Origin of the sequence: Kribbella sp. NPDC051587 (genome assembly GCF_044453945.1) — a bacterium.
GTDB lineage: Bacteria > Actinomycetota > Actinomycetes > Propionibacteriales > Kribbellaceae > Kribbella.
In genome coordinates this window covers 589,363-613,554 of record NZ_JBITDE010000004.1, presented here as the reverse complement: position 1 = coordinate 613,554, position 24,192 = coordinate 589,363, and the positions used below count along the sequence as shown (strand labels likewise).

The 24,192-nt window shown below is 68.1% G+C and carries 27 protein-coding genes; 13 read left to right on the top strand and 14 right to left on the bottom strand.

Annotation, left to right across the window (positions count from 1 at the left end):
* Positions 1-124 precede the first annotated feature (124 nt).
* A complete protein-coding gene (locus ACIA49_RS18645) occupies positions 125-520 on the top strand; it encodes a hypothetical protein (protein WP_396378430.1) in 396 nt (131 codons plus the stop codon).
* A 56-nt stretch (positions 521-576) separates the two neighbouring features.
* Here the strand turns inward: ACIA49_RS18645 and ACIA49_RS18640 are convergent, their stop codons facing one another.
* Positions 577-1,113, bottom strand: a complete 537-nt coding sequence (locus ACIA49_RS18640) for a hypothetical protein (RefSeq protein WP_396378429.1) — start codon at positions 1,111-1,113, stop codon at positions 577-579.
* Between the two features lie 311 nt (positions 1,114-1,424).
* Between ACIA49_RS18640 and ACIA49_RS18635 the strand changes: the two genes are divergently transcribed.
* Positions 1,425-1,787 carry a hypothetical protein gene (locus tag ACIA49_RS18635; RefSeq protein WP_396378428.1) on the top strand — a complete coding sequence of 121 codons (363 nt, stop codon included), beginning with the start codon at positions 1,425-1,427 and terminating at the stop codon, positions 1,785-1,787.
* 1 nt (position 1,788) lies between these two features.
* Here the strand turns inward: ACIA49_RS18635 and msrA are convergent, their stop codons facing one another.
* Complete coding sequence (gene msrA / locus ACIA49_RS18630) at positions 1,789-2,427, bottom strand: peptide-methionine (S)-S-oxide reductase MsrA (protein ID WP_396378427.1); 639 nt, start codon at positions 2,425-2,427, stop codon at positions 1,789-1,791.
* A gap of 87 nt (positions 2,428-2,514) precedes the next feature.
* A complete protein-coding gene (locus ACIA49_RS18625; RefSeq protein ID WP_396378426.1) occupies positions 2,515-3,957 on the bottom strand; it encodes a PLP-dependent aminotransferase family protein in 1,443 nt (480 codons plus the stop codon).
* Positions 3,958-4,019: 62 nt separating this feature from the next.
* On the opposite strand from ACIA49_RS18625, the gene ACIA49_RS18620 reads away from it, so the two are divergent.
* Positions 4,020-4,682 carry a YitT family protein gene (locus tag ACIA49_RS18620; protein WP_396378425.1) on the top strand — a complete coding sequence of 221 codons (663 nt, stop codon included), beginning with the start codon at positions 4,020-4,022 and terminating at the stop codon, positions 4,680-4,682.
* Positions 4,683-4,832: 150 nt separating this feature from the next.
* On the opposite strand, the gene ACIA49_RS18615 is transcribed toward ACIA49_RS18620, so the two are convergent.
* The 6 genes from ACIA49_RS18615 to ACIA49_RS18590 form a co-directional block, all read right to left on the bottom strand.
* The gene (locus ACIA49_RS18615; protein ID WP_396378424.1) at positions 4,833-5,180 is read right to left on the bottom strand and encodes an ArsR/SmtB family transcription factor; all 348 of its coding nucleotides are present in this window, start codon (positions 5,178-5,180) and stop codon (positions 4,833-4,835) included.
* Positions 5,170-5,601 (bottom strand): SRPBCC domain-containing protein, encoded by a 432-nt coding sequence (locus tag ACIA49_RS18610; RefSeq protein WP_396378423.1) that lies wholly within the window; start codon positions 5,599-5,601, stop codon positions 5,170-5,172. The genes ACIA49_RS18615 and ACIA49_RS18610 overlap by 11 nt, the downstream gene beginning before the upstream one ends.
* A gap of 76 nt (positions 5,602-5,677) precedes the next feature.
* Positions 5,678-6,466 (bottom strand): hypothetical protein, encoded by a 789-nt coding sequence (locus ACIA49_RS18605; protein WP_396378422.1) that lies wholly within the window; start codon positions 6,464-6,466, stop codon positions 5,678-5,680.
* Between the two features lie 10 nt (positions 6,467-6,476).
* Positions 6,477-7,058: a hypothetical protein gene (locus ACIA49_RS18600; protein WP_396378421.1), complete on the bottom strand. Its 582-nt coding sequence runs from the start codon at positions 7,056-7,058 to the stop codon at positions 6,477-6,479.
* A gap of 26 nt (positions 7,059-7,084) precedes the next feature.
* Positions 7,085-8,611 carry a hypothetical protein gene (locus tag ACIA49_RS18595; protein WP_396378420.1) on the bottom strand — a complete coding sequence of 509 codons (1,527 nt, stop codon included), beginning with the start codon at positions 8,609-8,611 and terminating at the stop codon, positions 7,085-7,087.
* 8 nt (positions 8,612-8,619) lie between these two features.
* Positions 8,620-9,243: a hypothetical protein gene (locus tag ACIA49_RS18590; RefSeq protein WP_396378419.1), complete on the bottom strand. Its 624-nt coding sequence runs from the start codon at positions 9,241-9,243 to the stop codon at positions 8,620-8,622.
* A gap of 193 nt (positions 9,244-9,436) precedes the next feature.
* On the opposite strand from ACIA49_RS18590, the gene ACIA49_RS18585 reads away from it, so the two are divergent.
* The 3 genes from ACIA49_RS18585 to ACIA49_RS18575 all read left to right on the top strand — a co-directional run bounded on the left by ACIA49_RS18585 (position 9,437) and on the right by ACIA49_RS18575 (position 13,372).
* A complete protein-coding gene (locus ACIA49_RS18585) occupies positions 9,437-10,591 on the top strand; it encodes a cystathionine gamma-synthase (RefSeq protein WP_396378418.1) in 1,155 nt (384 codons plus the stop codon).
* A 151-nt stretch (positions 10,592-10,742) separates the two neighbouring features.
* Positions 10,743-12,107 (top strand): glutamate mutase L, encoded by a 1,365-nt coding sequence (locus ACIA49_RS18580; protein ID WP_396378417.1) that lies wholly within the window; start codon positions 10,743-10,745, stop codon positions 12,105-12,107.
* Positions 12,108-12,139: 32 nt separating this feature from the next.
* Positions 12,140-13,372, top strand: coding sequence for an AI-2E family transporter (locus ACIA49_RS18575; protein ID WP_396378416.1), 1,233 nt, complete (start codon positions 12,140-12,142; stop codon positions 13,370-13,372).
* Positions 13,373-13,379: 7 nt separating this feature from the next.
* Here the strand turns inward: ACIA49_RS18575 and ACIA49_RS18570 are convergent, their stop codons facing one another.
* The 3 genes from ACIA49_RS18570 to ACIA49_RS18560 all read right to left on the bottom strand — a co-directional run bounded on the left by ACIA49_RS18570 (position 13,380) and on the right by ACIA49_RS18560 (position 16,000).
* A complete protein-coding gene (locus ACIA49_RS18570) occupies positions 13,380-13,721 on the bottom strand; it encodes a hypothetical protein (RefSeq protein WP_396378415.1) in 342 nt (113 codons plus the stop codon).
* A 72-nt stretch (positions 13,722-13,793) separates the two neighbouring features.
* Positions 13,794-15,422 carry an MDR family MFS transporter gene (locus tag ACIA49_RS18565; RefSeq protein ID WP_396378414.1) on the bottom strand — a complete coding sequence of 543 codons (1,629 nt, stop codon included), beginning with the start codon at positions 15,420-15,422 and terminating at the stop codon, positions 13,794-13,796.
* The gene (locus ACIA49_RS18560; protein WP_396378413.1) at positions 15,419-16,000 is read right to left on the bottom strand and encodes a MarR family winged helix-turn-helix transcriptional regulator; all 582 of its coding nucleotides are present in this window, start codon (positions 15,998-16,000) and stop codon (positions 15,419-15,421) included. Before ACIA49_RS18560 ends, ACIA49_RS18565 begins: the two co-directional genes overlap by 4 nt.
* 184 nt (positions 16,001-16,184) lie before the next feature.
* Here ACIA49_RS18560 and ACIA49_RS18555 point away from each other — a divergent pair, with 184 nt between their 5' ends.
* Both ACIA49_RS18555 and ACIA49_RS18550 read left to right on the top strand, forming a co-directional pair.
* A complete protein-coding gene (locus ACIA49_RS18555; protein ID WP_396378412.1) occupies positions 16,185-16,973 on the top strand; it encodes a type II CAAX prenyl endopeptidase Rce1 family protein in 789 nt (262 codons plus the stop codon).
* Positions 16,970-17,695 carry an SDR family oxidoreductase gene (locus ACIA49_RS18550; protein WP_396378411.1) on the top strand — a complete coding sequence of 242 codons (726 nt, stop codon included), beginning with the start codon at positions 16,970-16,972 and terminating at the stop codon, positions 17,693-17,695. Before ACIA49_RS18555 ends, ACIA49_RS18550 begins: the two co-directional genes overlap by 4 nt.
* Before the next feature lie 49 nt (positions 17,696-17,744).
* Here ACIA49_RS18550 and ACIA49_RS18545 read toward each other — a convergent pair whose 3' ends face one another.
* Positions 17,745-18,347 carry a DUF642 domain-containing protein gene (locus tag ACIA49_RS18545; RefSeq protein ID WP_396378410.1) on the bottom strand — a complete coding sequence of 201 codons (603 nt, stop codon included), beginning with the start codon at positions 18,345-18,347 and terminating at the stop codon, positions 17,745-17,747.
* A gap of 131 nt (positions 18,348-18,478) precedes the next feature.
* Here ACIA49_RS18545 and ACIA49_RS18540 point away from each other — a divergent pair, with 131 nt between their 5' ends.
* The 4 genes from ACIA49_RS18540 to ACIA49_RS18525 all read left to right on the top strand — a co-directional run bounded on the left by ACIA49_RS18540 (position 18,479) and on the right by ACIA49_RS18525 (position 21,817).
* Positions 18,479-19,426, top strand: coding sequence for an ABC transporter ATP-binding protein (locus ACIA49_RS18540; RefSeq protein ID WP_396378409.1), 948 nt, complete (start codon positions 18,479-18,481; stop codon positions 19,424-19,426).
* A complete protein-coding gene (locus ACIA49_RS18535) occupies positions 19,426-20,208 on the top strand; it encodes an ABC transporter permease (RefSeq protein ID WP_396378408.1) in 783 nt (260 codons plus the stop codon). The genes ACIA49_RS18540 and ACIA49_RS18535 overlap by 1 nt, the downstream gene beginning before the upstream one ends.
* Positions 20,208-21,008, top strand: a complete 801-nt coding sequence (locus ACIA49_RS18530) for an ABC transporter permease (RefSeq protein WP_396378407.1) — start codon at positions 20,208-20,210, stop codon at positions 21,006-21,008. Before ACIA49_RS18535 ends, ACIA49_RS18530 begins: the two co-directional genes overlap by 1 nt.
* Before the next feature lie 62 nt (positions 21,009-21,070).
* The gene (locus ACIA49_RS18525) at positions 21,071-21,817 is read left to right on the top strand and encodes a hypothetical protein (RefSeq protein WP_396378406.1); all 747 of its coding nucleotides are present in this window, start codon (positions 21,071-21,073) and stop codon (positions 21,815-21,817) included.
* On the opposite strand, the gene ACIA49_RS18520 is transcribed toward ACIA49_RS18525, so the two are convergent.
* Positions 21,798-22,928 (bottom strand): phosphotransferase family protein, encoded by a 1,131-nt coding sequence (locus ACIA49_RS18520; RefSeq protein WP_396378405.1) that lies wholly within the window; start codon positions 22,926-22,928, stop codon positions 21,798-21,800. The two genes, ACIA49_RS18525 and ACIA49_RS18520, sit on opposite strands and share 20 nt — an antisense overlap.
* Positions 22,929-22,989: 61 nt before the next feature.
* Here ACIA49_RS18520 and ilvA point away from each other — a divergent pair, with 61 nt between their 5' ends.
* The gene (gene ilvA / locus ACIA49_RS18515; RefSeq protein WP_396378404.1) at positions 22,990-24,192 is read left to right on the top strand and encodes a threonine ammonia-lyase; all 1,203 of its coding nucleotides are present in this window, start codon (positions 22,990-22,992) and stop codon (positions 24,190-24,192) included.

The following is a 24,192-nucleotide window of genomic DNA, read 5'->3' as shown; positions in this document are numbered from 1 at the left end:
GGACCTGCCCCACTCACCAACTCCAGACACTCCACTCGTCGCACGCTCAGGACCTCCCCGCTCGAGCGCAATCAGGAGGGTTAATGAGTGGCAGCGGTCCGGCCGCGCCCGAGATGCTGCGTAGGTGGAACGAGATGTCGAACGGCTTCGGGCAGCCGCGGACTCACTCAATCGAGACCTGCGTCGCACGCTCGGCGGCGACTGGGGGTGCTCGGTGGACGGCTACGTGCTGACCGTTGTGGGTGGGCGGCGGATGGAGCAGGTGCTGCTGGACTCGCGCGTGGACGAGGAGAACTGGCCGGCAGCGGCGTGGTCCGCCGAGTTTCGTGACCATACGGTGGAGGACGACGCTGCGGAGGCAGTCGCGACGGAGGTTCTCGAGGTCCTGCGGCTCTGGCACGTCGAGTGGCCGCTCTGTCCCGACCACGGCCGCCCAACCGACCTGTGCAGTCGGACCTGGGTCTGTCCGGGACCGCCGTCGCATGATGTCGCACCGATGGGAGATCTTGCCTCCGGCTGACAGAACGCCTTGCCGGGGGATTGACCGCCGGCTGGGGCGGGCGGTCAAGGTGGCGGTCAGCCCATTGACCAGTATTGGCCGGGGAGGTCGGCGCAGGGCTTCCAGCGGAGTTTGTAGCTGCCGCCGCCGGCGGGCTCGGTGGTGATGATGCTGATGCAGTTGGTGCGGTGGGCGACGCTGTCGAAGTAGTAGCTCTTGCCGACGGTGGCGCGGAGGTAGAAGGTCTGGCTGGCCAGTCCGCGGCAGGGGCTTTGGCCGATGTAGCCGTTGCTGTCGGTCTGGAGACAGGTGCCGGTGGTGGAGTTGTAGAAGAAGATCACGTGCAGGTTGTTGGCTTCGACCCGCTCGATGCCGATTCTGAAGGTCTGCCAGACGCTCTTGGGGTTGTACAGATTGCACGGGAAGGCTCGGGGACCGTACTCCGAGGAGTCCAGGCACAAGCCGTTACCGGGGTCGGGTGTCGGCCAGGACCAGACGCGGTAATAGCCGATGGTGCCGACGTCGGCCTGGGCGTGCAGCGAGCCGGTGAACAGGCTGAGGACGGTCAGGAGGCCGACGAGCAGAGTTCTTTTCACGACATTTTGAGAACGCATCAGTGCTCCACGGGTCACAGAGGATTGACGGGGCGGCCGCTCGCGCCTGGACAGGTGGGAATTTAGTGTCGGGCAACCCGGTAGAGCAATGAATTCGACGGCAATGGAATCATCGGGTTATTGCTCATGGCAGTTTCCGGACAGGCGCCGATCGGCGGGTTTTCGGCGAGATATATTGCCGGGTTTCGCACATTCGGGGAATGTGGCCGGTACCTGCCGAATTCGCTGTGAAGGTTCTCGCTGTGCAATTGCTGGGCTACGTTCAGTTGCGAGTCTCTGACTGAGACGCCCACAAATGTCAGGAGAAGACGATGCGCAAAGTTGCGAAGACCGCGGCTGGAATTGCTGTCGCGGCGCTCGGGATCAGTGTCCTGCTGGTGCCGGCCGCCACGGCGGCGACGGAGGCCGTGACGGCGACCTGCCCCAGTGGTGCCTTCTGCATTCAGGAGCAGAACGGCACCATTCTGAGCAAGAACATCTGGTACTCCTACGGCGCGCACAACCTGTCCGGGGTGACCGGGTTGAAGTATCCGGTCAACAATCAGACCGGCGGTGCGGGAGTTGCGGCTTGCTTCGACTACGGCGGGGGCCGATGCAGCGCGGTGACGCGCCAGACCGGCCGCTTGCCGTTGTACGACTTCACCCCGATCAACTCGGTGGTGCTGGTGCGTTAGTTCAGGCTGGGAACTTGGCGCCGGTGTTGCTGTGGCAGCGGTAGCCGTTCGGGTTCTTGTGGAGGTACTGCTGGTGGTACCCCTCGGCGTAGTAGTGGTCGCCGAGGGGGGCGATCTCGGTGGTGATGTCGCCGTAGCCGAGGGGCTTGATGACGGGGGCGTAGAGGTCGCGGGTGCGTTCGGCCTCGGCGCGCTGGGCGTCGGTGGTGTAGTAGATGGCGGAGCGGTACTGGGAGCCGAGGTCGTTGCCCTGGCGCATGCCCTGCGTCGGGTCGTGGGTTTCCCAGAAGACCTTCAGGAGGTCGGTGAAGGTGGTCTTGGTGGGGTCGTAGACGATGCGGACTGCTTCGGTGTGGCCGGTGCCGCCGGTGCAGACTTCCTCGTACGTCGGGTTGGGGGAGTACCCGCCCGCGTACCCGACTGCGGTGGTGTAGACGCCGGGGAGCTGCCAGAAGATCTCCTCGGTACCCCAGAAGCAGCCGGTACCGAACCAGACCTCCTCGAACCCCTCAGGGGCGGGGGCGGTCTGCGGTGTGTGCAGCACGATGTTCTCGGCCGGCACGGTGTAGCCGGGGGTGGGGCGGCCGGGCAATGCGCGCTCCGGCTCGACCAGGGCTGTGTTCCGCTTGAAGAACGACATTCTCACGCCTCTCGCAGTTGACTCTCATAGTCTCTCAACAAGGCCCCTGGGGTGAACCTTCCCCGGCCCCCTTACGGGACGATGACGTCAGGCGATCATCGCCGGGGTGAAGCGTGGGTTGCCGGGAGCGCCGGTCAGGGAGGCGTACGACGCGGCCAGGCGGCGGACGCCGTCTCGCAACGCATCTGGTTCCAGGGTGTACGGGAGCCGGATGAAGGACTCCAGACCGCCGTCGGGGGAGAAGCGGGAACCAGCGACGAGCAGTACGCCGTTCCGCTGGGCCACTCCGACCAGACTGGAGCCGACGGGTTCCGGGAGCTCGCACCACAGGGACAGGCCGCCACCTGGCAACTCAAACCGCCAGTCCGGGAGCTCAGCCGTCACGGCTGCCGCCAGGGCATCGCGACGCCGGGCCAGCTCGGTACGGCGCTCCGGGAGCAGGGTCGCGCGGTCCCGCAGCAGCCCGGCAACCACGAGCTGGTCCAGCACCGGTGCGCCCAGATCGAGTGAAGCCCGTGCGTCGAGCACTCGGGCGACCAGGTGTGACGGGACCCGCATCCACCCGATCCGCAGTCCACCCCAGTACGACTTGCTGACCGAACCGAGCGTGATCACGCCCTCGGGGTGGTACGACGCGAACGGCGGCGGCATCTCCTGGCCGTCCAGCCACAGGTCGCCGAGCGTCTCGTCGATGATCGCGGTCGTCCGGCTGCGGGCGAAGGCGATCGCGAGCTGTTGCCGGTCCGCGGCTGCAAGTAACCAACCGGTTGGATTCTGGAAGTCGACCACCATCCAGGCCGCTCGCGGCGACGTCTGCCGGATGGTTGCCTCCAGCAACGGAAGGTCCCAGCCGTAGGGGCTCATCGGCGCGGCCACCACCCGGCAACCGCTGCGCCGGATCGCGTCCACCGAGTTCGGGTGCGTCGGGCTCTCGGTCAGCACCCGGTCGCCGATCTGCGTGAACGCCCGGATCGCGATCGAGGTCGCGGCCAGCGCTCCCGCGGTGACGATGATCTGGTCCGGCGAGGTCGGCAGTCCGCGTTCGTTGTACGTCGCCGCGATCTCCGCCCGCAACTCCGGCAACCCCTGCGGGTGATACCCCGGCGTCGCAAGGTGGCCCGGCAACTCCACGACGGCCGCGGCAACCGCCGTACTGATTCCCGGTACGGCGGCCGGTGCCGCGCAGGTGAAGTCGTACAGCCCCTCCGTGTCGATCCCGGGCGCATGGTGTCGCCCGAGCTCCGGCCCGACCTTCGACGGCAGCGCGGTCACACTCCCGGACCCGCGCCGGCTGACCAGGTAGCCACTGTCACGCAACTCCCGGTACGCCGATGCCACCGTCGTACGGCTGACTCCCAGAGCGTCGGTCAGCTCGCGCTCACTCGGCAGCCGCGCGCCGGGCATGATCCGCCCGTCCGCGATCAGCAGGCGGAGCCGCTCGGCGAGCACCCGGTACGCCGGTCCCGCGTCGTCCGACCAGGCTCCGAGCAGACCACTGAGCGTGCTGGCGGGAAGCTGTTGCCCAATCATGCAGTCCACTATTGCGCAATTGGCTATCGATCACCAGGCCAGTTGGCCTGCAAACTGAAGAGGTGACCGCCACTTCCGTAGCCCCTCCCCGCCAGCTCGCCGCGCTCAACCCGATCCAGCAGCTCAAAGCAGGCCACCTGCCGCGCCGCCTGATCCAGCTGTACGTAGGTCTCGTCCTGTACGGCGCCTCGATGGGCCTGATGGTCCAGGGCAACCTCGGCCTCGACCCGTGGGACGTGCTGCACTCCGGCATCATCAAGCACATCCCGCTGAGCTTCGGGACTGTCGTGATCGTGATGAGCTTCGTCGTACTGCTGGCGTGGATCCCGCTGCGCCAGTGGCCGGGGCTCGGCACCGTGAGCAATGCGATCGTGATCGGCCTCGCCACCGACCTCACGCTGTCGACGGTCGACCGGCCGGACGCGCTCTGGCTGCGGATCGTCTTCATGCTCGCCGGAGTGGTCGTCAACGCCCTGGCCGGCGCGCTCTACATCGGCGCCCAGTTCGGCCCCGGACCGCGGGACGGCCTGATGACGGGTCTGGTCCGCCGTACCGGCTGGAGCATCCGCCTGGTCCGCACCTCGATCGAGATCGCGGTCGTCGCGATCGGCTTCGCGCTCGGCGGGGTGATCGGCTTCGGCACCGTCATCTACGCCCTCTCGATCGGCCCGCTCCTGCACTGGATGCTGCCCCTGTTCACGGTCCGCCTCGAAGCGACCGAGTAAACGGCGAGGGGATCCCGGACCAGGGGGCCCGGGATCCCCTCGCCACCAACTTTGAGCACGGCTCAACCATTCCAGAGCCGCGGCAATGGTTGGTGGGTGCTCAAGGTGGCTGGCCGCACGCGTTGAGGACCGGTCGAGCCTGCGGGGGGCTCAGGGTTGGGTGTCGAGGTGTGTTTTGAGGGCGTCGAGGTTTGAGTCCCAGTTGGTGGCCAGGGCGGCGAGGAACTGTTGGGCCAGCTGGATGGGGGCCGAGTGCAGGCGGTAGCGGACGCGGCGGCGTTCGCCGGGCTCGGCGATCAGCAGGCCGGCCTCGGAGAGCAGGGTGAGGTGCTTGGCGATCGCCTGGCGGGTGATCGGGAGCCGGTCGGCCAGGTCGGTCGCCGTAGCGGGGCCGCTCGCGGCCAGTTCGGCGAGGATGGTGCGCCGGCTCGGATCGGCCAGCGCCACGAACACCTGCTCGGCGACCGCCTCGCGATCGAGGGATGGTTCAGGCTGCATTGAGGTATTCGACCAGTTCGCCGAGCTCCAGCTCCCAGCCCTGGGTGTTCCCGCCGAACGCCTTGGCGTACTCGTCTTCCGGAAGCTGAGCGAACCCGGACTCGACCACGGTCAGCCGCGTGCCGGCGTCCGTCGGCTCCAGGGTGAATTCGACATAGGTACGGCGGGGGTCGTCCTCAGGCAGTCCGTAGATGTGCCAGGTGTACCCGAACACGGCCGGCTCCTCGAGCCGCTCGATCCGAAGCTCGACCTTGTCGCCGTTCTCCCACGTCAGTACGGCGTTGCCACCCGTCTGCAGGTCGATCGTGGCGTTCTGCCCGAACCACGTCCCGAGTCCCTCGGCCGTCGTCAGCGCCCTCCACACCTTCGCCGGCGGATGCCCGAGCTCCAGCGTCCGCTCGATCCGATCCGGAAATCCCATCACTGCCTCCATGTATAGCAACCGACTAGTTGCCATAAAAGTATGGCAACTAGTCGGTTGCGTCAAGTCGGCGAGGCTACTTGGTGAGGTCGGGGCCCTTCTCCGGCTTGCCCTGAGCGCTGGGCTCGTCCGGCGTCTGCGCCGGCGCCGCAGTGACCGCACCGGCCGCCGGCGACTGACCGGAGTTGATCAGCGCGGCCATCAACATCGCCTGGTTGTCCTTGTCCATCGACCCCACCAGCGAGTTCAGAGCCGCCTGCCGATCCGCCGCCGACCCTGCTGTCGCGAACGCGTGCACTTGCGCGGCGGTCGCGTTGATCGCGTTCGGTGAGAGCTCGCCGGAACGGGCGGAGGGCTGCGACGGCCCGCCGCCCAGGTTCGGGTCCTTGAACTGCCGCATGGCTTCGAGGCCCGCGCCCGCGCGGCCGACGCCGTTGCTGAACTTCGCCTTGACCCAGCGCGACATGCGGCCGGGGGCGGAGGCGAGGCCCTTACCCGCACGAGCGCCTGCGCGGCCGATGGCCCCGGGTGCGGAAACGGCCGCGTTGCGGGCTGCTTTGGCGCCGGTACTGATCGCACGGCCGGTGCCGTCGAGGGTCTCGTTGAGCCGGATGGCGGCCAAATTGGCAGCGACGCCGGTCTGTTCCCGCAGATCGGCGATGTCCGACCGGGTCTGGTCGGCCCACGTGCGGCCGGTTTCGATCGTGCGGTTCACCGCGTTGTAGATCGGCGCGAGAGTCCGCTGTGTCTGCATCGACCGGCGCAACGCGACCTGGTCAGCGGTGTCGAGACTGGCAAGCCAGCGAACAGCGGCGTCGGTGTCGCCCTGTTGCCACATGCCGGGTCCTTGGTGCGGTGTCGTCATGGTCGATCTCCTAGTCGAGGTAGACCGCGTAGCCGACACTCACCGTGCGTGTCAGCGGATCCTTGGTCGGTTGGTCGCTGAACAGCATGATCTGTGCGCCGGGACGTTGCCAGACAGCAATGTGACGCCTGGCCGGGGTCGCTGCAGGTGTCAGGCTCCGCAGCAACTCCGGGTCGGTGTGGTCGGCGACCTGGTCGGGCTCACCCCAGTGCTTGCGAGCCAGCGCCAGGTGGTTCGGCCACGCCGCGTCGAGGCCGTCCTCCGCCTGAGCCAGGTCCTCCGGACCGATTTCGTACGCGACCCAGCCGCTGTGACGGGTATCGGCGAAGACGAGACCGTCGTACGCGACGAGGTTGCTGCCGCGCTTGGTGGTGAAGGTCCAGGACGCCATGGTGGCGTCGATCTCTTCGCGGGGCTGGAGCGGGACGGGTTGCCAGCCGGTGGCGTTGGTTACGCGCGCCACGAGGGTGCGGACGAGGGCTGGGCCGGCGTCGTCGCTGTCGGGGCCACCTACTGGGGTCCAGTCGGTGATCTCGGCCAGGTCGGCCATGGCCAGGTCGTCGTCGTCGAGCGGCCTGTCCGCTGTCTTCATCCGTCGTCCTCCTAGGTGTACGTCGGTCAGCGGGAGCCGCGGCCGTGGGGGTCGTTCTTCTGGGCGTTGGTCTGCCCGGTACTGCGGTCTGCCTTGTTCGGGTCGGACTGTGCGGTCTTGGCGGCCTGTTCCGGGGTGCTCCGCTGGACCTCGGCGGTGCCGTAGAAGGCGGCCGCGGCCGCGCGGGTCGCCTGCGCCTTACGGTCGGCCTGGTTCGGCTCCTCACCTGCGGCCTGGAACACCGGCTGCTCCACGCGCGGCTGGGTCGGCTGCCCGGGTCGGGTGGTCGGCTCCTCGCCGGCCGCCTGGAACACAGGCTGTGCGGTCCCGCGCGGCTGCTGCTGCCCAGACTCCGGTACGCCGGTCTGCGGCGTACCGCCCTCCTGTACGGCGCTCTCCGGCCCAGCCTGCTGAGCCTCGGGCTGCTGTGTTTCGGCGGACTGAGGTGCGGCCTCGCCTTCGGCTGCGGCGACCTGCTGCTGCGCGGCCTCGCGATCGGTGGGCACGGCCTGGTGCTGACCGACGTGCTGCTCGGAGTCGGGCTGCTGGACTACGGGGGACTGGGCTTCGTTCGCCTGGGGTGCCGGCTGCGGAGTCTCGCCCGCAGCCGCGGCCACCCACTGCTGGGCAACCTCGCGATCAGTCGGCACAGCCTCATGCTGACCAACATGCTGCTCTGCCGTCCCGGCCGCCGGCTGCGGAGTCTCCGCCGACTGGACCTCAGCCGACTCTGCAGACTGGGCTTCCGGTTGCTGAGTCTCGGCCGACTGACCCTCGGCCGACTCCGCTGACTGTCCCTCGGCGGACTGCAGTTCGGGGGACTGGGTTTCGGCTTGGGGCTGGTTCTCGGCGGCCTCCAGCTGGGCTATCTGCTGCTCGAGGTTGGCGATCTGCTCGCGCAACTGCCTGACCTCGCCGCGAAGCATCTCCAGTCGTTGCGCCTGCGCCGACCCTTGCTCAACCTGGTTCCGCGGCATGAACGACTCGCGTTGCGGTCCCAGATCCATCTGCTGACCCGGGGCGTTCTCGAAGTCGCCGGGGGCCTGCAGCGCCTGGGTGAGGTTGCGGTGGGCCAGGTAGCTCAGGTCGCCGCGCGTCATCGTGGAGTGCCCGATCTGCGCGCGCACCATCGGGTCCATCGTCTTGGCGTCCTTGGCCGCCTGCGCGTACGCCGCCTTCAGCATCTTCGTGCCGCGCCGCATGTCGCTCCACCGCGACACGGCGTTCGACAGCATGCCGACCAGCGAGGTCGACTGGCTCCGCGGACCCGTACCGCGCCCCTGCGCGGCCTGTCCCAACGCAGCAAGCTGCGCGCGGTCGCGGTCGCTGTGAACCCCACTGACACTCCGCTGCGCCATCGCACTGAGGTCGCTGGACGTCAGGTTCGCCCGGCCGATCCCCTCGCGCACCGCGGGGTCCATGTTCTTGACGTTCTTGCGCGCCATCGCGAACGCGGCCTTCAGGTCCTTGGTCCCCTGCCGGCCGGCCCGGCGGTACTCGCGGTTGAGGCGCCGGAGCTGCGGCCTGGTGAACTCTGGAGTGTTCTGGCTCATCAGCTCTCCTAGTCGAGGTACACGGCGTAGCTGACGCCGACGGAGGTGGTCAGGGGGTCCTTGGACGGCCGGATGCTGTACAGCCGCAGCTCCGCGCCGGGCCGCATCCACACCGCCAGGTGACGGTGGTCGGTACCGGCTCCGGGCGCCCACTCGTCCTCGAAGTCGGGGTTGCTGTCGTCTCCGACGTAGTCAGGTTGACCGAAGTGCTTGGTGACCAGCGCCAGGTGGTCCGGCCAATGCGCGTCCAGACCGGCCTCGGCCGCACCGATGTCGTCCGGTCCGATCTCGTACGCCGACCAGCCGCTGTCCGGGCAGTCCGCGAAGACCAGGCCGTCGAACACGATGAGCGTCGTACGGCGGGGTGTCACGAACCCCCAGGACACCATCTCGTCGCCGATCGTCTCGCCCGCCTGCAGCGGCCAGGGCTGCCACGGCGTCTGACCCATCACGCGGTGGACGAGCGCACGCACGACCTCCGGGCCGGACTCGTCGCCGTCCGGACCGGCGAGCGCGGTCCAGTCCTGGATCTCGGCGAGATCGGCCAGCGCCAGGTCGTCCTGGTCGAGCGGCCTGTCCTGCGTCTTCATCCCGGTCCCATCTGTCGGCGTACGGCGTACAGGGTTCGTCAACTACTGACCGCAACCGTAGGCCGCGGCGTGGGTCAGTTGCCAGGGGGTTCGACGCATCTGTGGATAACTCAGTTCCTGCCCACAGCGTCCGAAGATCCGCAGTGCATGGTCGGCGTGTTTTCGGACGCTGCGATCTGTCTCAGGGGCGGAACCGTGGTTCGGCGTACGGCAGACCAGGCCGTACGCTGGTCCGGTGAATTCCGAACACCACTACGGCTTCGAGACGCTCGCCATCCACGCCGGGAACGAACCTGACCCGACCACCGGCGCCGTCGTCCCGCCGATCTACGCGACCAGCACCTACAAGCAGGACGGTGTCGGCGGTCTGCGCAACGGGTACGAGTACTCCCGTTCCGCGAACCCGACCCGCACCGCGCTCGAGGAGTGTCTGGCCGCGGTCGAGGCGGGTACCCGCGGGTTCGCGTTCGCCAGCGGCCTGGCCGCCGAGGACACGCTGATCCGGTCGCTGTGCGTGCCCGGTGACCACGTGGTGTTCCCCGACGACGCGTACGGCGGCACCTTCCGGCTGTTCTCCAAGGTGCTCGGCGCGTGGGGTGTCGAGATGACCCCGGCCGCGGTCACCAACCCGGAGGCGATCCGCGCCGCGATCCGCCCGGGCAAGACCAAGGTGGTCTGGCTGGAGACCCCGACCAACCCGCTGCTGAACGTTGCCGACATCGCCATCGTCGCCCAGATCGCGCATGACGCGGGCGCCGTACTGGTCGTCGACAACACGTTCGCCTCGCCGTACCTGCAGCAGCCGCTGGAGCTGGGCGCGGACGTGGTCGTGCACTCGACCACCAAGTACATGGGTGGCCACTCCGACGTCGTCGGTGGCGCACTGATCGTCCGGGACGCCGGGCTGGCCGACAAGATCGCCTTCCACCAGAACGCGATTGGCGCGGTCGCCGGACCGTTCGACTCGTTCCTGGTGCTGCGCGGCATCAAGACACTCGGTGTGCGGATGGACCGGCACAGCGACAACGCCGAGAAGGTCGTCGAGTTCCTGCAGCGGCACCAGTCCGTCAGCCAGGTGCTCTACCCGGGCGTCGAGGGCCACCCGGGCCACGAGACCGCCGCCAAGCAGATGAAGCGGTACGGCGGCATCGTGTCGTTCCGCGTCACCGGTGGCGAGGCGCAGGCGCTCGACATCTGCAACAAGGCCGAGGTCTTCACACTGGGCGAGTCGCTCGGTGGCGTCGAGTCCCTGATCGAGCACCCCGGCAAGATGACCCACGCCTCGGTCGCCGGTACGCCGCTCGAGGTGCCGGCCGACCTGATCCGCCTGAGCGTCGGCATCGAGACCGTCGAGGACCTCCTCGAGGACCTCGACCGCGCCATGTCCTGACCGATCCCCCGCGCCATCTGGTGGCTAGACCAGCCAGATGGCGGGTTGGCCAGTCCGATACGGGTTGGCCAACCCACCGGCACATGGGTATACCCATCAAATGGGTATACCCATCAAATGGGGGTGGGTGTCGAGCGGAAGGGGGCGACCGATGAGCCTCGTGGTGGCGGTGGACTTCGGGTCGACGTTTACGAAGGCGATCGCGGTTGATGTGGGGTCGGGGGCGTTGGTGGCCCGAGCTGAGCATCGGACGACGATCGACACCGATGTGATGGACGCTTGGCATGTGTGCCGGACCGCGTTGCTGGAGGTCGATCGCGGGGTCGCGCAGGCCGACGTACTGGCTTGTTCCAGTGCGGGCGGTGGGCTGCGGATCGGTGTCGTGGGCAACGAAGAGTTGGTGACCGCGGAGGCGGGCAAGCGGGTCGCGTTGTCCAGCGGTGGGCGAGTGGTTGCCGTGGTCAACGGTGGTCTGACGCCGACGTCGCTGAAGGAACTGCGCAAGGACCGGCCGGATGTCGTTCTGCTGTCGGGCGGTACCGACGGCGGCAACTCCGCCGTCCTCCTCAAAGCGGCGCAGACCCTGGCGACGTACAAATGGCGACGTCCGGTCGTTGTCGCAGGCAACATTGTGGCCCAGGCCGAGATCGCCGACATCCTCAAGGATGTTCCGCATGTCCTGGCAGCCAACGTGGTCCCCGAGATCGGGGTGTTCGCGCCGGACAGCGCCCGGGCCGCGATCCGCGAGATGTTCCTCGCGCACGTGATCGGCGGCAAGAACCTGTCCCGTGATCCCGCCTTCGCCCGGATGGTTCGCGCAGCCACGCCGGACGTCGTACTGCGCGGTGTCGAGGTGCTCGCCACACTTCACGGCGACGTGGCGGTCGTGGACATCGGCGGCGCGACCACCGACGTGCATTCGGTGATCGAGCTCGACCCTGAGGATGCCAACCTCGGACGCGAGGTGGTCGCCACCCATCCGGTCACGCGCACGGTCGAAGGTGACCTCGGCATGCGCTGGAGCGCCGTACCGGTTGTTGCCGCTGGCATCGAAGCAGGACTCGTCCCCGACGAAGAAGCACTCGGTACGGCGGCCGCCCGGCGGCACGCGGACCCGGCGTACCTGCCGGATTCGCCGGCCGAGGCGCAGTACGACGTGGCCCTGGCGAGCGTGGCCGCGACCGTGGCGCTGCGCCGGCACGCGGGTCGGCAGCGGATCGTCTTCGGTCCGGGCGGCCGGGTGATCGAGCGCTCCGGGAAGGATCTGCGCGAGGTCGACCTGCTCGTCGGGTCGGGCGGTGTGCTGCGGCACAACGGTCCGGAGGTGGCCGCGCGGATCCTCGGGTCGGTCGCGGTCAACGCGCAGGAGGAGGGCTGGCTGGTCCCCGAGCGCGCTCAGACCTGCGTCGACAAGGACTACGTGCTCGCCGGTGTCGGCCTCCTCGCCGATGACAATCCCACTGCCGCCGAGGGCCTCGCCGCCCACATTCATGGAACCGTCCGAACCGGGCACTAGTCTCAGCAGCAAGCAAAGCTGCGGAGGGGTGCATGAGCGAGGACGGCAACGCGAAGGACGAGAGTCCGGTCGCTGACAACAGTGTGGCCGAGGAGACCGCCGACACGGTGGTGCCCACGGACGATCACGTGATGGCGACGTCGAGTCGGGGGCGGATCGATACCGGTGTGACGCCGGGGATGCAGATCGCGAGTGCCTGGTCCTGGCGGTTCCTGGTGATCGTGGCCGCGGTGGCCGTGATCGGGTACGGGATGCAGTACCTGTCCGAGGTCGTCGTACCGGTGACCGTCGGCATCCTGCTGACCGCCCTGCTCGTGCCGATCACCAACGGCCTGCAGAAGCTGCGGGTGCCGCGGGGTCCGGCGGCCGGGATCACCGTGATCTCCACGATCGTGCTGGTCGCCGGGCTCCTGACGCTGGTCGGGACGCAGATCGCCGGGCAGTTCGAGAGTCTGTCGAACCAGGTCGGCGAGGGCGTGCAGAAACTGCGCGACCTCGCCCGGCTCAACTTCGGGCTGACCGACACCGACATCACCAAGATGTTCAAACAGGTCCAGGACGCCATCACCTCCGGCGGGGCGCTCGGTCAGCGGGCCGCCGAGGTCGGGACGACGGCGACGCACGTCTTCGCCGGCCTGTTCATCTCGCTGTTCTGCCTGTTCTTCTTCCTCTACCAGGGCGAAAAGATCTGGGCCTGGCTGGTCCGGCTCTTCCCGCGCCAGGCCCGGGAGAAGGCCGACTCGTCCGGCCGGAAGGCGTGGGTCTCGCTGACCGCGTTCGTCCGGGCCACGATCATCGTCGCCGCCGTGGACGCGATCGGCATCTCGCTCGGCGCGGCCATCATCGGCCTGCCGCTGGTGAGCGCGATCGGCATCCTGGTCTTCGTCGGCGCCTTCATTCCGGTCGTCGGGGCGCTGGTCAGCGGCATCGTCGCCGTCCTGGTCGCGCTGGTCGCCAAGGGCCCGATCGTCGCGATCGTGATGCTGGCCGTCGTGATCGGCGTTCAGCAGCTCGAAGCGCACGTGCTGCAGCCGTTCCTGCTCGGCCGCGCCGTCAGCGTGCACCCGCTGGCCGTCATCCTCGCCATCGCCACCGGCGTCGTGATCGCCGGCATCGTCGGCGCACTGATCGCCGTACCGACGGCCGCTGTCCTGAACGCGATCGTCAACCACCTGGCCGGCAACGACGTCGACCCCGAGCCACCCCGTCGGCCACCTCTGCCCCGCCGAAAACCACACCCCGAGCCGGCCCCACTGGAGGATTGACCCGGCGCTAATGCCAGACGCCGCCGGAGCCCAGAGCGGCCAGCTCTGGGAAGGCGTCGTGCCAGCGGCGGACGCAGTACCGCGGTGGTCGCAGCTGCGGCCAGAGCTCGATCAGCAGGTCCTTGTTGAGCGCGTTGCACAGCTCTTCGAGGGTTGACGCGTCGCCCATCATCCGCTGGTAGAAGAACTGCCGGTCGTCTGAGTCGTCGAGGTCATAGGTCCGGTGGTCGCGTCGCCAGGTGATGGTGCCGTGCTGCGGGCCGACGAGGTCGTCGAGGGACTCCGGTACGACGTACGGAAACCGGGAGGCATAGGTGTCTCCCGGCTGGGCCAGGTTCGGTTCGTCCACAGCTTCATCGTCTCGCAACGGCGAACGACCGGCCGCCTCGGGTGAGGCGACCGGTCGTCGGGTGGTGCTTGGTCAGTGCATGGCCGCGGCGGCGGAGGCTTCCAGGGAAGCGTCGTCGTCGCCCTCGGCCTTCGGGCCGTCGTTGCGGCCCGCGAGGCGCTGCTCGGGGGTGATGACGGCCAGGATGAACGCGATCGCCAGGAACGGCAGGGAGACGAGGAAGACGTCGCCCATCGCGTCGACCAGACCGTGCAGGGCCCAGCCCTTCATCGGCTCCTTCAGCGCGTGCAGCATCGGGACGCTGTTCGCGGCCTTGCCCAGCATGTCCAGCATCTGCTGGGTCGCGTTCGGGACGATGTCGGCCAGGTGGTCCTTCAGGCGGCTGGTCAGCACCGCGCCGAAGATCGCCGTACCGATGGCGCCACCCATGGAGCGGAAGAACGTCATCGTCGAGGTCGCGGTGCCCATGTGCTGACGGGGCACGCTGTTCTGGGCGGCGGTGACGGTGATCTGCATCGACAGACCCAGACCGGAGCCCATCAGGAACATGAAGATCGCCAGCTGCCAGTACGGCGTGGTCATGCTCAGCGTGGACAGCAGCAGCATCGCCGTGGCGACCAGCACCGCGGAGATGATCGGGTAGATCTTGTAGCGCCCGGTCTTGCTCATCAGCTGGCCACTGGGGATCGAGGCGGAGAAGATACCGACGATCATCGGCAGCAGCGCCAGCCCCGAGCGGGTCGGGGACATGTCCTTGACCGCCTGCAGGTAGAGCGGCAGGAAGATCAGGGCACCGAACATCGCGACACCCATCAGGAACGCGAACCCGGCGTACCCGGAGAAGATGCGGCCCTTGAACAGGTCCATCGGGATGATCGGCTCGGCGACCCGCAGCTCGACGAAGACGAAGACGACGGCGAGTACGACGGCGGCGACCAGCAGGGCGATGGTGGTTCCGTTGCCCCAGCCGTTGGTCGGGCCGCTCCAGGAGATGGCCAGCAGCAGCGTGGTGACGGCCGCGGTGACGACGGCGGCGCCGACGTAGTCGATCTTGTGCGAGCGCTTCACGTGCGGCAGCTTCAGGACCGCGGCGACGACGCCCAGGGCGACCAGGCCGATCGGCAGGTTGATCCAGAAGATCCAGCGCCAGCCGGGACCGTCGGTGAGCAGACCGCCGAGCAGCGGGCCGGCCACCGAGGACAGGCCGAAGACGGCACCGAAGTACCCCATGTACTTGCCGCGCTCACGCGGCGGGATCACGTCGCCGATGGTGGCGAACGCGAGCGACATCAGGCCGCCGGCGCCCAGACCCTGGACGGCCCGGAAGCCGATCAGCATCTCGATGTTCTGCGACAGCGCGGCCAGCACGGAGCCGGCCAGGAAGGTGACGATCGCCGCGATGAACAGCGGGCGGCGGCCGTACAGGTCGGAGATCTTGCCCCACAGCGGAGTGGAGGCGGTCGAGGTCAGCAGGTATGCCGTGACCACCCAGGACAGCTTGTCCAGGCTGTTGAACTCACTGACGATCTGCGGCAGCGCCGTCCCGACGATGCTCTGGTCGAGTGCGGCCAGGAACATACCGGCCATCAGGCCGCCGAGAATGACGAGGATCTGCTTGTGGGACAGGTAGTTCGGTGCGTTGTCACCCGGCCCGGAGGCGGGTGCGGGGCCGCCAGTGGTGGCGGGCTCGGTGGTGCTCATGTGGTGCTCTCCAGGTTCTGCTCGGTGTTCCCGCGGGCGGCGTCGTCGTCGGCGCCGGGCGCGGAGTCTTGGGGACGGCCGGCGGCCTGCATGGCCGCCCAGCCTTTGTCGGCCCAGGCCATCCCTGGCGGGGCTTCGATGCGGGCGGTGACGGCGTCGGCGAACCGGGTCATCAACCGTCCGAAGGTCTCGACGTCTTCCTCGGACCAGCCCTCCAGCGCGGTGCTCAGCAGCTCCATCCGGCGGCGGGCGTTGTCCTCCCACTGCTCGATGCCCTGCTCGGTCAGCTCGACGCGGAAGGCGCGGCCGTCGGCGGGATCGGGGGAGCGGCGGACCAGTCCGAGCTGCTCGAGTGCGCGGACGTGGCGACTGGTGGTCGACGCGTCCAGCTCCATCCGGGCGGCCAGCTCGGACAGCCGCAGGGCGCCGCTGCAGCGCAGCGCGAACAGCGCGATGTGGGCGCTGTGGTCGATCGTGTCGCCGGGCTGCTTGGCCTTCAGCCGGCGGCCGATCCGGGTGAACGCGTGCATGACGCCCTCGATGGCGGTCTGCGGGGTGTACGCGTCGTTTACTTGCATGCTGCAAGCATATACATAGTTGTATTACGCACGCAAATAGTTTCCGGGATGAATGAGTGAGCTGCCACTCATTTGCTCTTAGTGCTCAATTCGTCACTCTTCGCAGTTGTGGTGGGGCTAAGACCACCTAGGAGGGTGGTTCAGGCTCCTCGCGGTCACCGTCCGTGGCCGTCAGGCTGGTGGCGTGACGACGACTGCGGTACACGACAAGACGCTGACGAGACGCCGATTGGTTGAGTTCGGCGTGATCTGCCTGGTGCTGACCTGGGTGCCCTACCTGTTCCTGGGCGTGCTGAAGGTGGAGATCGACCAGCCGGTGGGCCGGCTGATCTTCGGGTTGGCGACCTCCGGGCCGTCCCTCGCCGCCCTGGTGATGTGGCTCTGGCACCGGGAGCGGCGCCGGGTGGTTCGCTGGTCACTCAGCTGGCCGATCGCCGCCGTCGTACTGGGAGCTGCTGCTCCGCTGATCGCGACCGCGCTGGTCGGGAACCTGGCGGAGCTGCCCGGCCACGCGAGCTCGGTGATCGCGGGAGCCGGCGGGATTCTGGGAGCGGCCGCCTACACGCTGGTGGCCGGCCCGCTCGCGGAGGAGTTCGGCTGGCGCGGATACGTGCAGCCGCGACTGCGCCAGTACTACGATCTGCCGGCGACGACTGCGATTCTCGGTACGGCGTGGTGGCTGTGGCACGTGCCGCTGTTCTTCCTGCCGGGGACCGGTCAGTACGACGACGGGCTGTTCACCCAGCAAGGGCTGATCTTCTTCCTCGAGATCTTCCCGCTCACCTTCCTGATGTTGTTCGTGACCGAGCGGCTCCGCGGCGGCGTACCGGCGGCGATCCTCCTGCACGCGGCGTGGAACCTGACGACGGAGCTGGTGCCGCCGCTCGGCCACGCGGCCTGGCTGGAGTTCATCGCGGTGACCGCCGTGGCGGGAGCCACCGCTCTGTACTGGCGGCGTACCTTGCCTGCATGACACAGGTGGCAGTGGTGACCGGTGGTGGGTCCGGACTCGGACGCGAGATGGCGCTGGCGCTGGCAGCGGCCGGGTACGACGTGATCGTCACCGGCCGCACCGAATCGAAGCTGCGCGAGACCATGGAGCTGGGACCGGTGAAGGGTCTCGTCGTCCTCGACGTGACCGACGGCGAGGCGGTACGACGGTTCTTCGGCGGACTCGACCGCATCGACGTGCTGGTGAACAACGCCGGCACCGGCGCGCCGGCGGCCGCCGTACCGGATGTGTCCGAGGAGGACTGGCGGCGGGTGATCGACACCAACCTGACCGGGTCGTTCCTGTGCGCGCAGGCTGCGTTCACGCGGATGCTGTCGCAGGACCCGGTCGGTGGCCGGATCATCAACAACGGCTCGATCTCCGCCCACGTGCCGCGACCGCAGAGCATGGCGTACACCGCGAGCAAGCACGCCATCACCGGACTGACGAAGCAGCTGGAGCTGGACGGGCGCCCGCACGGGATCACCGCCTGCCAGATCGACATCGGCAACGCGGCGACCGCGATGACCGAGCGGATGGAGCAAGGCGCGCTCCAGCCGGACGGCTCGATCGCGGTCGAGCCGACGTTCGACCCCAAGATCGTCGCGGACTTCGTGGTGCAGGTCTCGAAGCTACCTACCTCGGTCGCCGTACCGCACCTGATGGTGATGGCCGCCGGAATGCCGTACGCCGGCCGCGGCTAAGGCCGCTTCAGGTCCAGATCGGTGAGCGGGTGCCACTGACCGGCAGTGGCTAGTGGACGCGGTTGACGGTCGACGCGGATGCCGGGCAGAGAATCAGTAGGCAGCTCTCGATCGTGAGATCGTCGATCACCGCGCCCCACTTGGATCCCGTCGTTCCGGAGAACTGCAGGACCGACGAGTTCGACAGCACGTTGGTGAAGTAGAAGCTGCGGTAGACCCAGCCCATCGAGTAGCGGTTCTTTCCGGCGATGCTGAAGGTGAACGAGTCGACGTCCTGGCCGTTGACCTGCACCTTGCCGCTCTTCACGGTCGGCGGCCCCTCCGTGTTGCCGGCCACGGCGAAGGTCACCTTGTACGTCGTGAGCAGCTGCGCCGGCAGTGTCCGGGCGATCGAGCCGTCGAGGGAACCGTTGAGGTCGAGGGATTGCCGACCTTCGGCGTCCGTGAACAGGGTGACCGTGTCGACGGTGCCGGCGGTGACCGTCCAGCCGTCGAACTGCTCGCCGGTGAAGTACTCCTGATACGCCGCCGACACCGGCGGATCCTCGAACCCGGTCGAGTACACGGTGGCGGCCGAGGCCGGTGCCGCGGTCAGGGCGACGAGCAGGGTGGACAGGGCGAGCAGGAACGTCGTACGGCGGAGCTTGGCCATGCGGTGCCTCCCCAGGCAGACGGGCAAGACGAGCCTCTTCGGCCCAGTAAGATCGCGCTCCGGGCCCGGCGCAAGCGGTCGCGCGAACACCCAGGACGAAACTGTCGGCGATTCCGTTTAGGGTCATTGGCGTGGATGAGCAGCGGGAGTCCTTGGTTCATGTGCGCGGTCTGAGGAAGTCGTACGGCGGCTTCGAGGCGGTGCGCGGGATCGACCTGGACGTGTGGCGGGGGGAGGCGTTCGGCTTCCTCGGGCCGAACGGCGCCGGCAAGTCGTCGACGATGCGGATGATCGGTGCCGTCTCGCCGACCAGTGGTGGCACGCTGCGGATCCTCGGGATGGACCCGGCGACCGAGGGACCGGCGATCCGGGCCCGGCTCGGCGTCTGCCCGCAGGACGACACTCTCGACACCGAGCTGTCCGTCCGGGAGAACCTGACGATCTACGGCCGGTACTTCGGGCTCAGCCGGGCCGAGTGTCGTGAGCGGGCCGACGAGTTGCTGGAGTTCGTCGCGCTGACCGAGAAGGCGAAGGTCAAGGTCGACGAGCTGTCGGGCGGGATGAAGCGGAGGCTGACGATCGCGCGTTCGCTGGTCAGCAAACCTGATCTGCTGCTGCTCGACGAGCCGACCACCGGGCTGGACCCGCAGGCCCGGCATCTGTTGTGGGACAAGCTGTTCCGGCTCAAGCAGGCCGGGGTCACGCTGATCATCACCACGCACTACATGGACGAGGCCGAGCAGCTGTGTGATCGGCTGGTCGTGATGGACGGTGGATTGATCGCGGCCGAGGGGTCACCAGCTGAGCTGATCCGCGACTACTCGACGCGTGAGGTGACCGAGCTGCGGTTCGGGCCCGAGGTGATGATGGCCGACCACGATGCTCTGGCCGGCAAGGTCTCCGACCTCGCGCAGCGGATCGAGGTGCTGCCGGACCGGCTTCTGCTCTACACGGACGACGGTGAGCGCGCGGTTGCCGCCGTCCATGAGCGTGGTCTGAGCCCGGCCGCGGTCCTGGTACGGCGTTCGACCCTGGAGGACGTGTTCCTCCGGCTGACCGGCCGGACGTTGGTGGACTGATGTCGATCGCGGTGGAGAACGGCCGTCGTCAGTACGACTACTGGGTGACGGTCTACAAGCGGACCTGGAAGGGCAGCCTGATCAGCAGCTTCCTGCTGCCGATGCTGTACCTGGCCGCGATGGGGATCGGGCTCGGCTCGTTCGTCGACAGCAACGGGACTGGTGCTCTCGGTGGCGTGAGCTACCTGCAGTTCATCGCACCTGGCCTGCTCGCGTCGACCGCGTTGCAGATCGCGGTCGGCGAATCGACGTACCCGGTGTTGAGTGGGTTGAAGTGGCAGAAGTTCTACCACTCGATGATCGCGACGCCGTTGCGTCCGGTTGATGTGGTTTATGGGCAGTTGACGTTCATCGCCTTCCGGGTGGCGAGCACCTGTCTGGTGTTCCTGGGCGTGATCGCGGTGTTCGGCGGGCTGCACTCGCCGCTCGGTGTGCTCGCGCTGCCGGTCGTGGTCCTGGTCGGGATGGCGGCCGCCGCACCCGTGGTGGCCTTCGCGAGTTCGCTGGAGAACGACTCCGGGCTGGCGATGGTGTTCCGGTTCGGGGTGGTCCCGGCGTTCCTGTTCTCCGGTGCGTTCTTCCCCGTCTCGCAACTGCCGAACTGGATCGAGTGGCTGGCCTACCTGAGTCCGCTGTGGCACGGCGTTCAGCTGTCGCGCGATCTCAGCCTCGGCACGGTCCATCCCTGGCTCGTGCTGCTCAACCTTGCGTATCTGCTGGCCTGGTTCCTGGTCGGGACCCGGCTCGCCGTGCGCGGCTTCACGAAGAAGTTGATCGGCTGATGGCGACTCTGGCAGTCCGGGTCGTCCCGGTCCCGCTCCGGCTCGGCGGCCGGCACATCGTCGAGCGCAACTTCCTGCTCTACCGGCGCTCCTGGGTCGTCTTCCTGTCCGGCTTCACCGAGCCGGTCTTCTACCTGCTCTCGATCGGCATCGGCGTCGCCCAACTGGTCGGCGACTTCACGCTCGCCGACGGGACCAAGATCGGGTACGCCGCCTTCGTCGCGCCCGCGATGCTCGCCAGCTCGGCGATGAACGGGGCGATCTTCGACTCGACGTACAACATCTTCTTCCGGATGAAGTACGCCAAGCTCTACGACTCGATGCTGGCCACGCCGATGCGGCCGTGGGACATCGCCACCGGCGAGGTGACCTGGGCGCTGCTCCGGGGCGCCTGCTACTCGGCGATGTTCGTGCTGGTGATGCTCGCGCTCGGCCTCGTCACCTCGTGGTGGGCGCTGGTCGCGCTGCCCGCGTCGATCCTGATCGGGTTCGCGTTCGCCGGGGCCGGGATGGCGCTGACGACGTTCATGCGCAGCTGGCAGGACTTCGAGTTCGTCCAGCTCGCGACGATCCCGATGTTCCTGTTCTCCGCCACCTTCTACCCGATCGAGACCTACCCAGGCGCGATCCGCTGGCTCGTCGAGATCACCCCGCTCTACCAAGGCGTCCACCTCGAACGAGCCCTCACCACCGGCACCGTCGGCTGGTCCCTTCTGATCAACGCCGCCTACCTCACCGTCATGGGCGCCACCGGCATGTACATCGCCTCCCGCCGCCTCGGCAAACTCCTGCTGAAGTGACTAACGGTGATGGCCGGAACCACAATGCGTGAAACCCCGTCAGACCGGACATGATCCGGCAGGTGAGGAATCCGATCGGTGCGCTGCGGCGAGGTCAGCAACTGCGAGCTCGGCTGAAACTGCCGCAGGAACGGTTACCCGGTGGACGTCGGCGGTGGATCCGGGCCTCGATGGACTGGCTGTCGAGCGAGTTCGGTGAGGACGTCGTACGGCGTCCGATCGTGCTGCCGTCCGACCTTGTCCCGGCCGGGTACGACGGCTCGGTCGCCGCGGCCGAAGCCGTGTGTGCCCGGGTTGCCGACCTGATGGGGCTCGCGCCGGGGCAGTGTGCACTGAGCTTCGGCCTCGCCGACGGAGTCCGGCGGCAGCGGGTCGGGACGGTGAAGGAAGCGACCGGGCGGTGGGTCCGGGCGGAAGCGGGGAACGAGATCCACTTGGCGCCGAGTCTGGCGACCGACCCGGTCGCGCTGGTCGCGATCTACGCGCATGAGGTTGGTCATGAGTTGCTGCTCGGGGCTGGGCGGATCACCTTCGCGCATCGGCCCGACCACGAGTCGCTGACCGATCTGCTGACCGTGTTCTACGGGCTGGGGATCTTCACGGCCAATGCGGCGTACGAGCGACGCCCTCGCCCCAACGGCCGCGGGAAGCAGCCGCTCGCGCGTGGCTACTTGCGCGAGACGGCGTTGGCGGAGGCGCTCGCGTACTACGCGTGGTTACGCGACGAGCGCCATCCAGTGTGGGACCGGCACCTCGATCCGCCGGTCCGCCGGGTGCTGCGCCATCACCTCAACGTACTGTGCCGTTGACGAGCCGAAGCCACCAACCGGCGCCGCGCACCATGGCCTCGCGGTCCGGGCCGGTGAGGTTGGCCATCAGATGCAACGACGTCATTGCCTGGAACAGGGCGCCGAGCTTGTTGGCGAGTTCGAGCGCGCGTCGCAGGTCGGCCATCGGCGCGTACTCCGTCCACTCCGCCAGATAGGCGTCTCGCACGCGATCGTCCATCGACAGTGGTGAGCGCTCCTCGACGAAGGTCACCAGATCCATGAACGGATGCGAGACCGCCGCATCCGTCCAGTCGAACGCGAGCACCTGTCCGTCGCGGACCGCGATGTTGCGCGGGTGCAGATCGGCGTGCAGCAACGTCTCCGGTACGCCGATCGCGGCCAGCTCGGCAATCGCCGTACGCATCTCTGTACGTCGTGCCTCCAGCTCGACTCGCTCGTGCGGCTCCAGCCACGCGGTGCCCGGGTTGTCGCCGAGCAACTGGTCCACTTCGGCATCCAGTACGGCGAGTCGCCGGTCGACGCAGCTGATGTCGAGCAGGTGGTCAGCGCGGCCGACGTACGAGCGTTGCAGCCGCGCGTGGCTCTGTACTGCTTCGATCCAGAGTGCGATGTCCGTCTGGTCGGCCAGCGGCGCGCCCAGGTCGGGCAACAGCATCCAGACGCGCTTCTCATCGATCGCGAGCGGCTGCGGGACCGCGCCTTCGAGCGACGTCAGCAACCGTGGCTCGTGGGCGAAGAGGAGCGGCAGCTCGGCCGGCGGCAGGGTGCTGGAGTGTGCGTGTGCCTTGAAGTAGACGATGCCCTCGGTGGTCGGGACGCGAAGAACGTTCGAGAGACCCCAGACGCGCACCTGGGCAGGGGGACCGGTCCGGGTCACATGCTCATCGATCCAAGGCAGCGCATCGGCGTACCAGCCTGCTTGGTCCCACGTCGGCGCGGACGGCGCCGGCGGTGCGTCGGTCGGCATCATCACGTACGTCGTGTGGTCCGGCTCGACCTGTTGGCAGCTGAGCACGTAGGCCGCGATGCCGTGCTGTTCTTGTAACGCCTGCAGGACCGGCTCGACATCCGGGAACCAGCCCTTCTCCGGGACATCGATTTCGAGCTGGACCAGCGCGGTGACCTTCATCGATGCAGAGTAGTTCGCCGATTTCCCGAACACACACGCTTTTCGTGCGTAGGGTGAGGACGTGATCGATGCCAAGGACATCGCGCGGGCCGCGGATCTGTTGCACGACGTGGTCGCGCCGACGCCGTTGGAGTACTCGCGGTGGCTCAGTGAACTGGTCGGTGGGGACGTCTTCCTCAAGTGCGAGAACCTGCAGCGCACCGGATCCTTCAAACTCCGCGGTGCCTATGTGCGGATGGCGCGGCTGTCGAAGTCCGAGCGGGCGCGCGGGGTGGTCGCGGCGAGTGCGGGCAACCATGCGCAGGGGGTCGCGCTCGCGGCGCAGCTGCTCGGGATCAAGGCCACCGTGTTCATGCCGCACGGCGCGCCCATCCCGAAGGAGAAGGCGACCCGTGCGTACGGCGCGGAGATCCGGTTCACCGGGACGTCGATCGACGACTGCCTCCGGGAGGCGCTGAAGTTCGAGGCGGAGACCGGCGCCGTCCTGATCCATCCCTTCGACCACCCGGACATCGTCGCCGGCCAGGCGACCGCCGGGCTGGAGATCGTCGAACAGTGCCCGCAGGTCCGGACGGTCGTCGTACCGACTGGTGGTGGCGGTCTGCTGGCCGGGATCGCGACCGCGATGCAGCGCGACGGGATGCCGATCGGAGTGGTCGGAGTCCAGGCGGCCGGAGCAGCGGCGTACCCGGCGTCGCTGGCGGCCGGCGTACCGGTCCAGCTGGCGGGGATGAGCACGATGGCCGACGGGATCGCGGTCGGGCTGCCGGGCAAGGTGCCGTTCGAGGCGGTCCAGCAGTACGTCGGTGATGTCCGCACGGTGACCGAGAGTTCGTTGTCGAAGGCCCTCTTGCTGGTCCTCGAACGGGCCAAGCTCGTGGTCGAACCGGCCGGGGCCGCGGCGGTGGCCGCCGTACTGGATGCGCCGAAGACCTTCAAGCCGCCGGTCGTGGTGGTGCTGTCCGGCGGCAACATCGACCCGCTGCTGCTGATGCGGGTGATCCGCAACGGCATGGCGGCGGCCGGGCGCTACCTGTCGCTGCGGGTGCGGATCCCGGACACGCCCGGTGGCCTGGCCAAGCTGCTGACACAGCTCGCCGAGCTGGACGCGAACATCATCGAGGTCGTGCACGAGCGGATCTCGGAGTCGCTGAGCCTGGACGAGGTCGAGGTGGCGCTGCAGCTCGAGCTGCGGGGTGAGGACCACCGTGAGCGGGTATTGACCGGACTGACGGGCAACGGCTACACGTACACGCTGAACTGA

What these genes read in the sequence shown, in the direction of transcription:
- ACIA49_RS18640 (WP_396378429.1), bottom strand. Translation starts at nt 1,113, where the DNA reads ATGCGTTCTCAAAATGTCGTGAAAAGAACTCTGCTCGTCGGCCTCCTG.
- ACIA49_RS18635 (WP_396378428.1), top strand. Translation starts at nt 1,425, where the DNA reads ATGCGCAAAGTTGCGAAGACCGCGGCTGGAATTGCTGTCGCGGCGCTC.
- msrA (WP_396378427.1), bottom strand. Translation starts at nt 2,427, where the DNA reads ATGTCGTTCTTCAAGCGGAACACAGCCCTGGTCGAGCCGGAGCGCGCA.
- ACIA49_RS18625 (WP_396378426.1), bottom strand. Translation starts at nt 3,957, where the DNA reads ATGATTGGGCAACAGCTTCCCGCCAGCACGCTCAGTGGTCTGCTCGGA.
- ACIA49_RS18615 (WP_396378424.1), bottom strand. Translation starts at nt 5,180, where the DNA reads ATGCAGCCTGAACCATCCCTCGATCGCGAGGCGGTCGCCGAGCAGGTG.
- ACIA49_RS18610 (WP_396378423.1), bottom strand. Translation starts at nt 5,601, where the DNA reads ATGGGATTTCCGGATCGGATCGAGCGGACGCTGGAGCTCGGGCATCCG.
- ACIA49_RS18605 (WP_396378422.1), bottom strand. Translation starts at nt 6,466, where the DNA reads ATGACGACACCGCACCAAGGACCCGGCATGTGGCAACAGGGCGACACC.
- ACIA49_RS18600 (WP_396378421.1), bottom strand. Translation starts at nt 7,058, where the DNA reads ATGAAGACAGCGGACAGGCCGCTCGACGACGACGACCTGGCCATGGCC.
- ACIA49_RS18595 (WP_396378420.1), bottom strand. Translation starts at nt 8,611, where the DNA reads ATGAGCCAGAACACTCCAGAGTTCACCAGGCCGCAGCTCCGGCGCCTC.
- ACIA49_RS18580 (WP_396378417.1), top strand. Translation starts at nt 10,743, where the DNA reads ATGAGCCTCGTGGTGGCGGTGGACTTCGGGTCGACGTTTACGAAGGCG.
- ACIA49_RS18575 (WP_396378416.1), top strand. Translation starts at nt 12,140, where the DNA reads ATGAGCGAGGACGGCAACGCGAAGGACGAGAGTCCGGTCGCTGACAAC.
- ACIA49_RS18565 (WP_396378414.1), bottom strand. Translation starts at nt 15,422, where the DNA reads ATGAGCACCACCGAGCCCGCCACCACTGGCGGCCCCGCACCCGCCTCC.
- ACIA49_RS18560 (WP_396378413.1), bottom strand. Translation starts at nt 16,000, where the DNA reads ATGCAAGTAAACGACGCGTACACCCCGCAGACCGCCATCGAGGGCGTC.
- ACIA49_RS18550 (WP_396378411.1), top strand. Translation starts at nt 16,970, where the DNA reads ATGACACAGGTGGCAGTGGTGACCGGTGGTGGGTCCGGACTCGGACGC.
- ACIA49_RS18545 (WP_396378410.1), bottom strand. Translation starts at nt 18,347, where the DNA reads ATGGCCAAGCTCCGCCGTACGACGTTCCTGCTCGCCCTGTCCACCCTG.
- ACIA49_RS18535 (WP_396378408.1), top strand. Translation starts at nt 19,426, where the DNA reads ATGTCGATCGCGGTGGAGAACGGCCGTCGTCAGTACGACTACTGGGTG.
- ACIA49_RS18530 (WP_396378407.1), top strand. Translation starts at nt 20,208, where the DNA reads ATGGCGACTCTGGCAGTCCGGGTCGTCCCGGTCCCGCTCCGGCTCGGC.
- ACIA49_RS18520 (WP_396378405.1), bottom strand. Translation starts at nt 22,928, where the DNA reads ATGAAGGTCACCGCGCTGGTCCAGCTCGAAATCGATGTCCCGGAGAAG.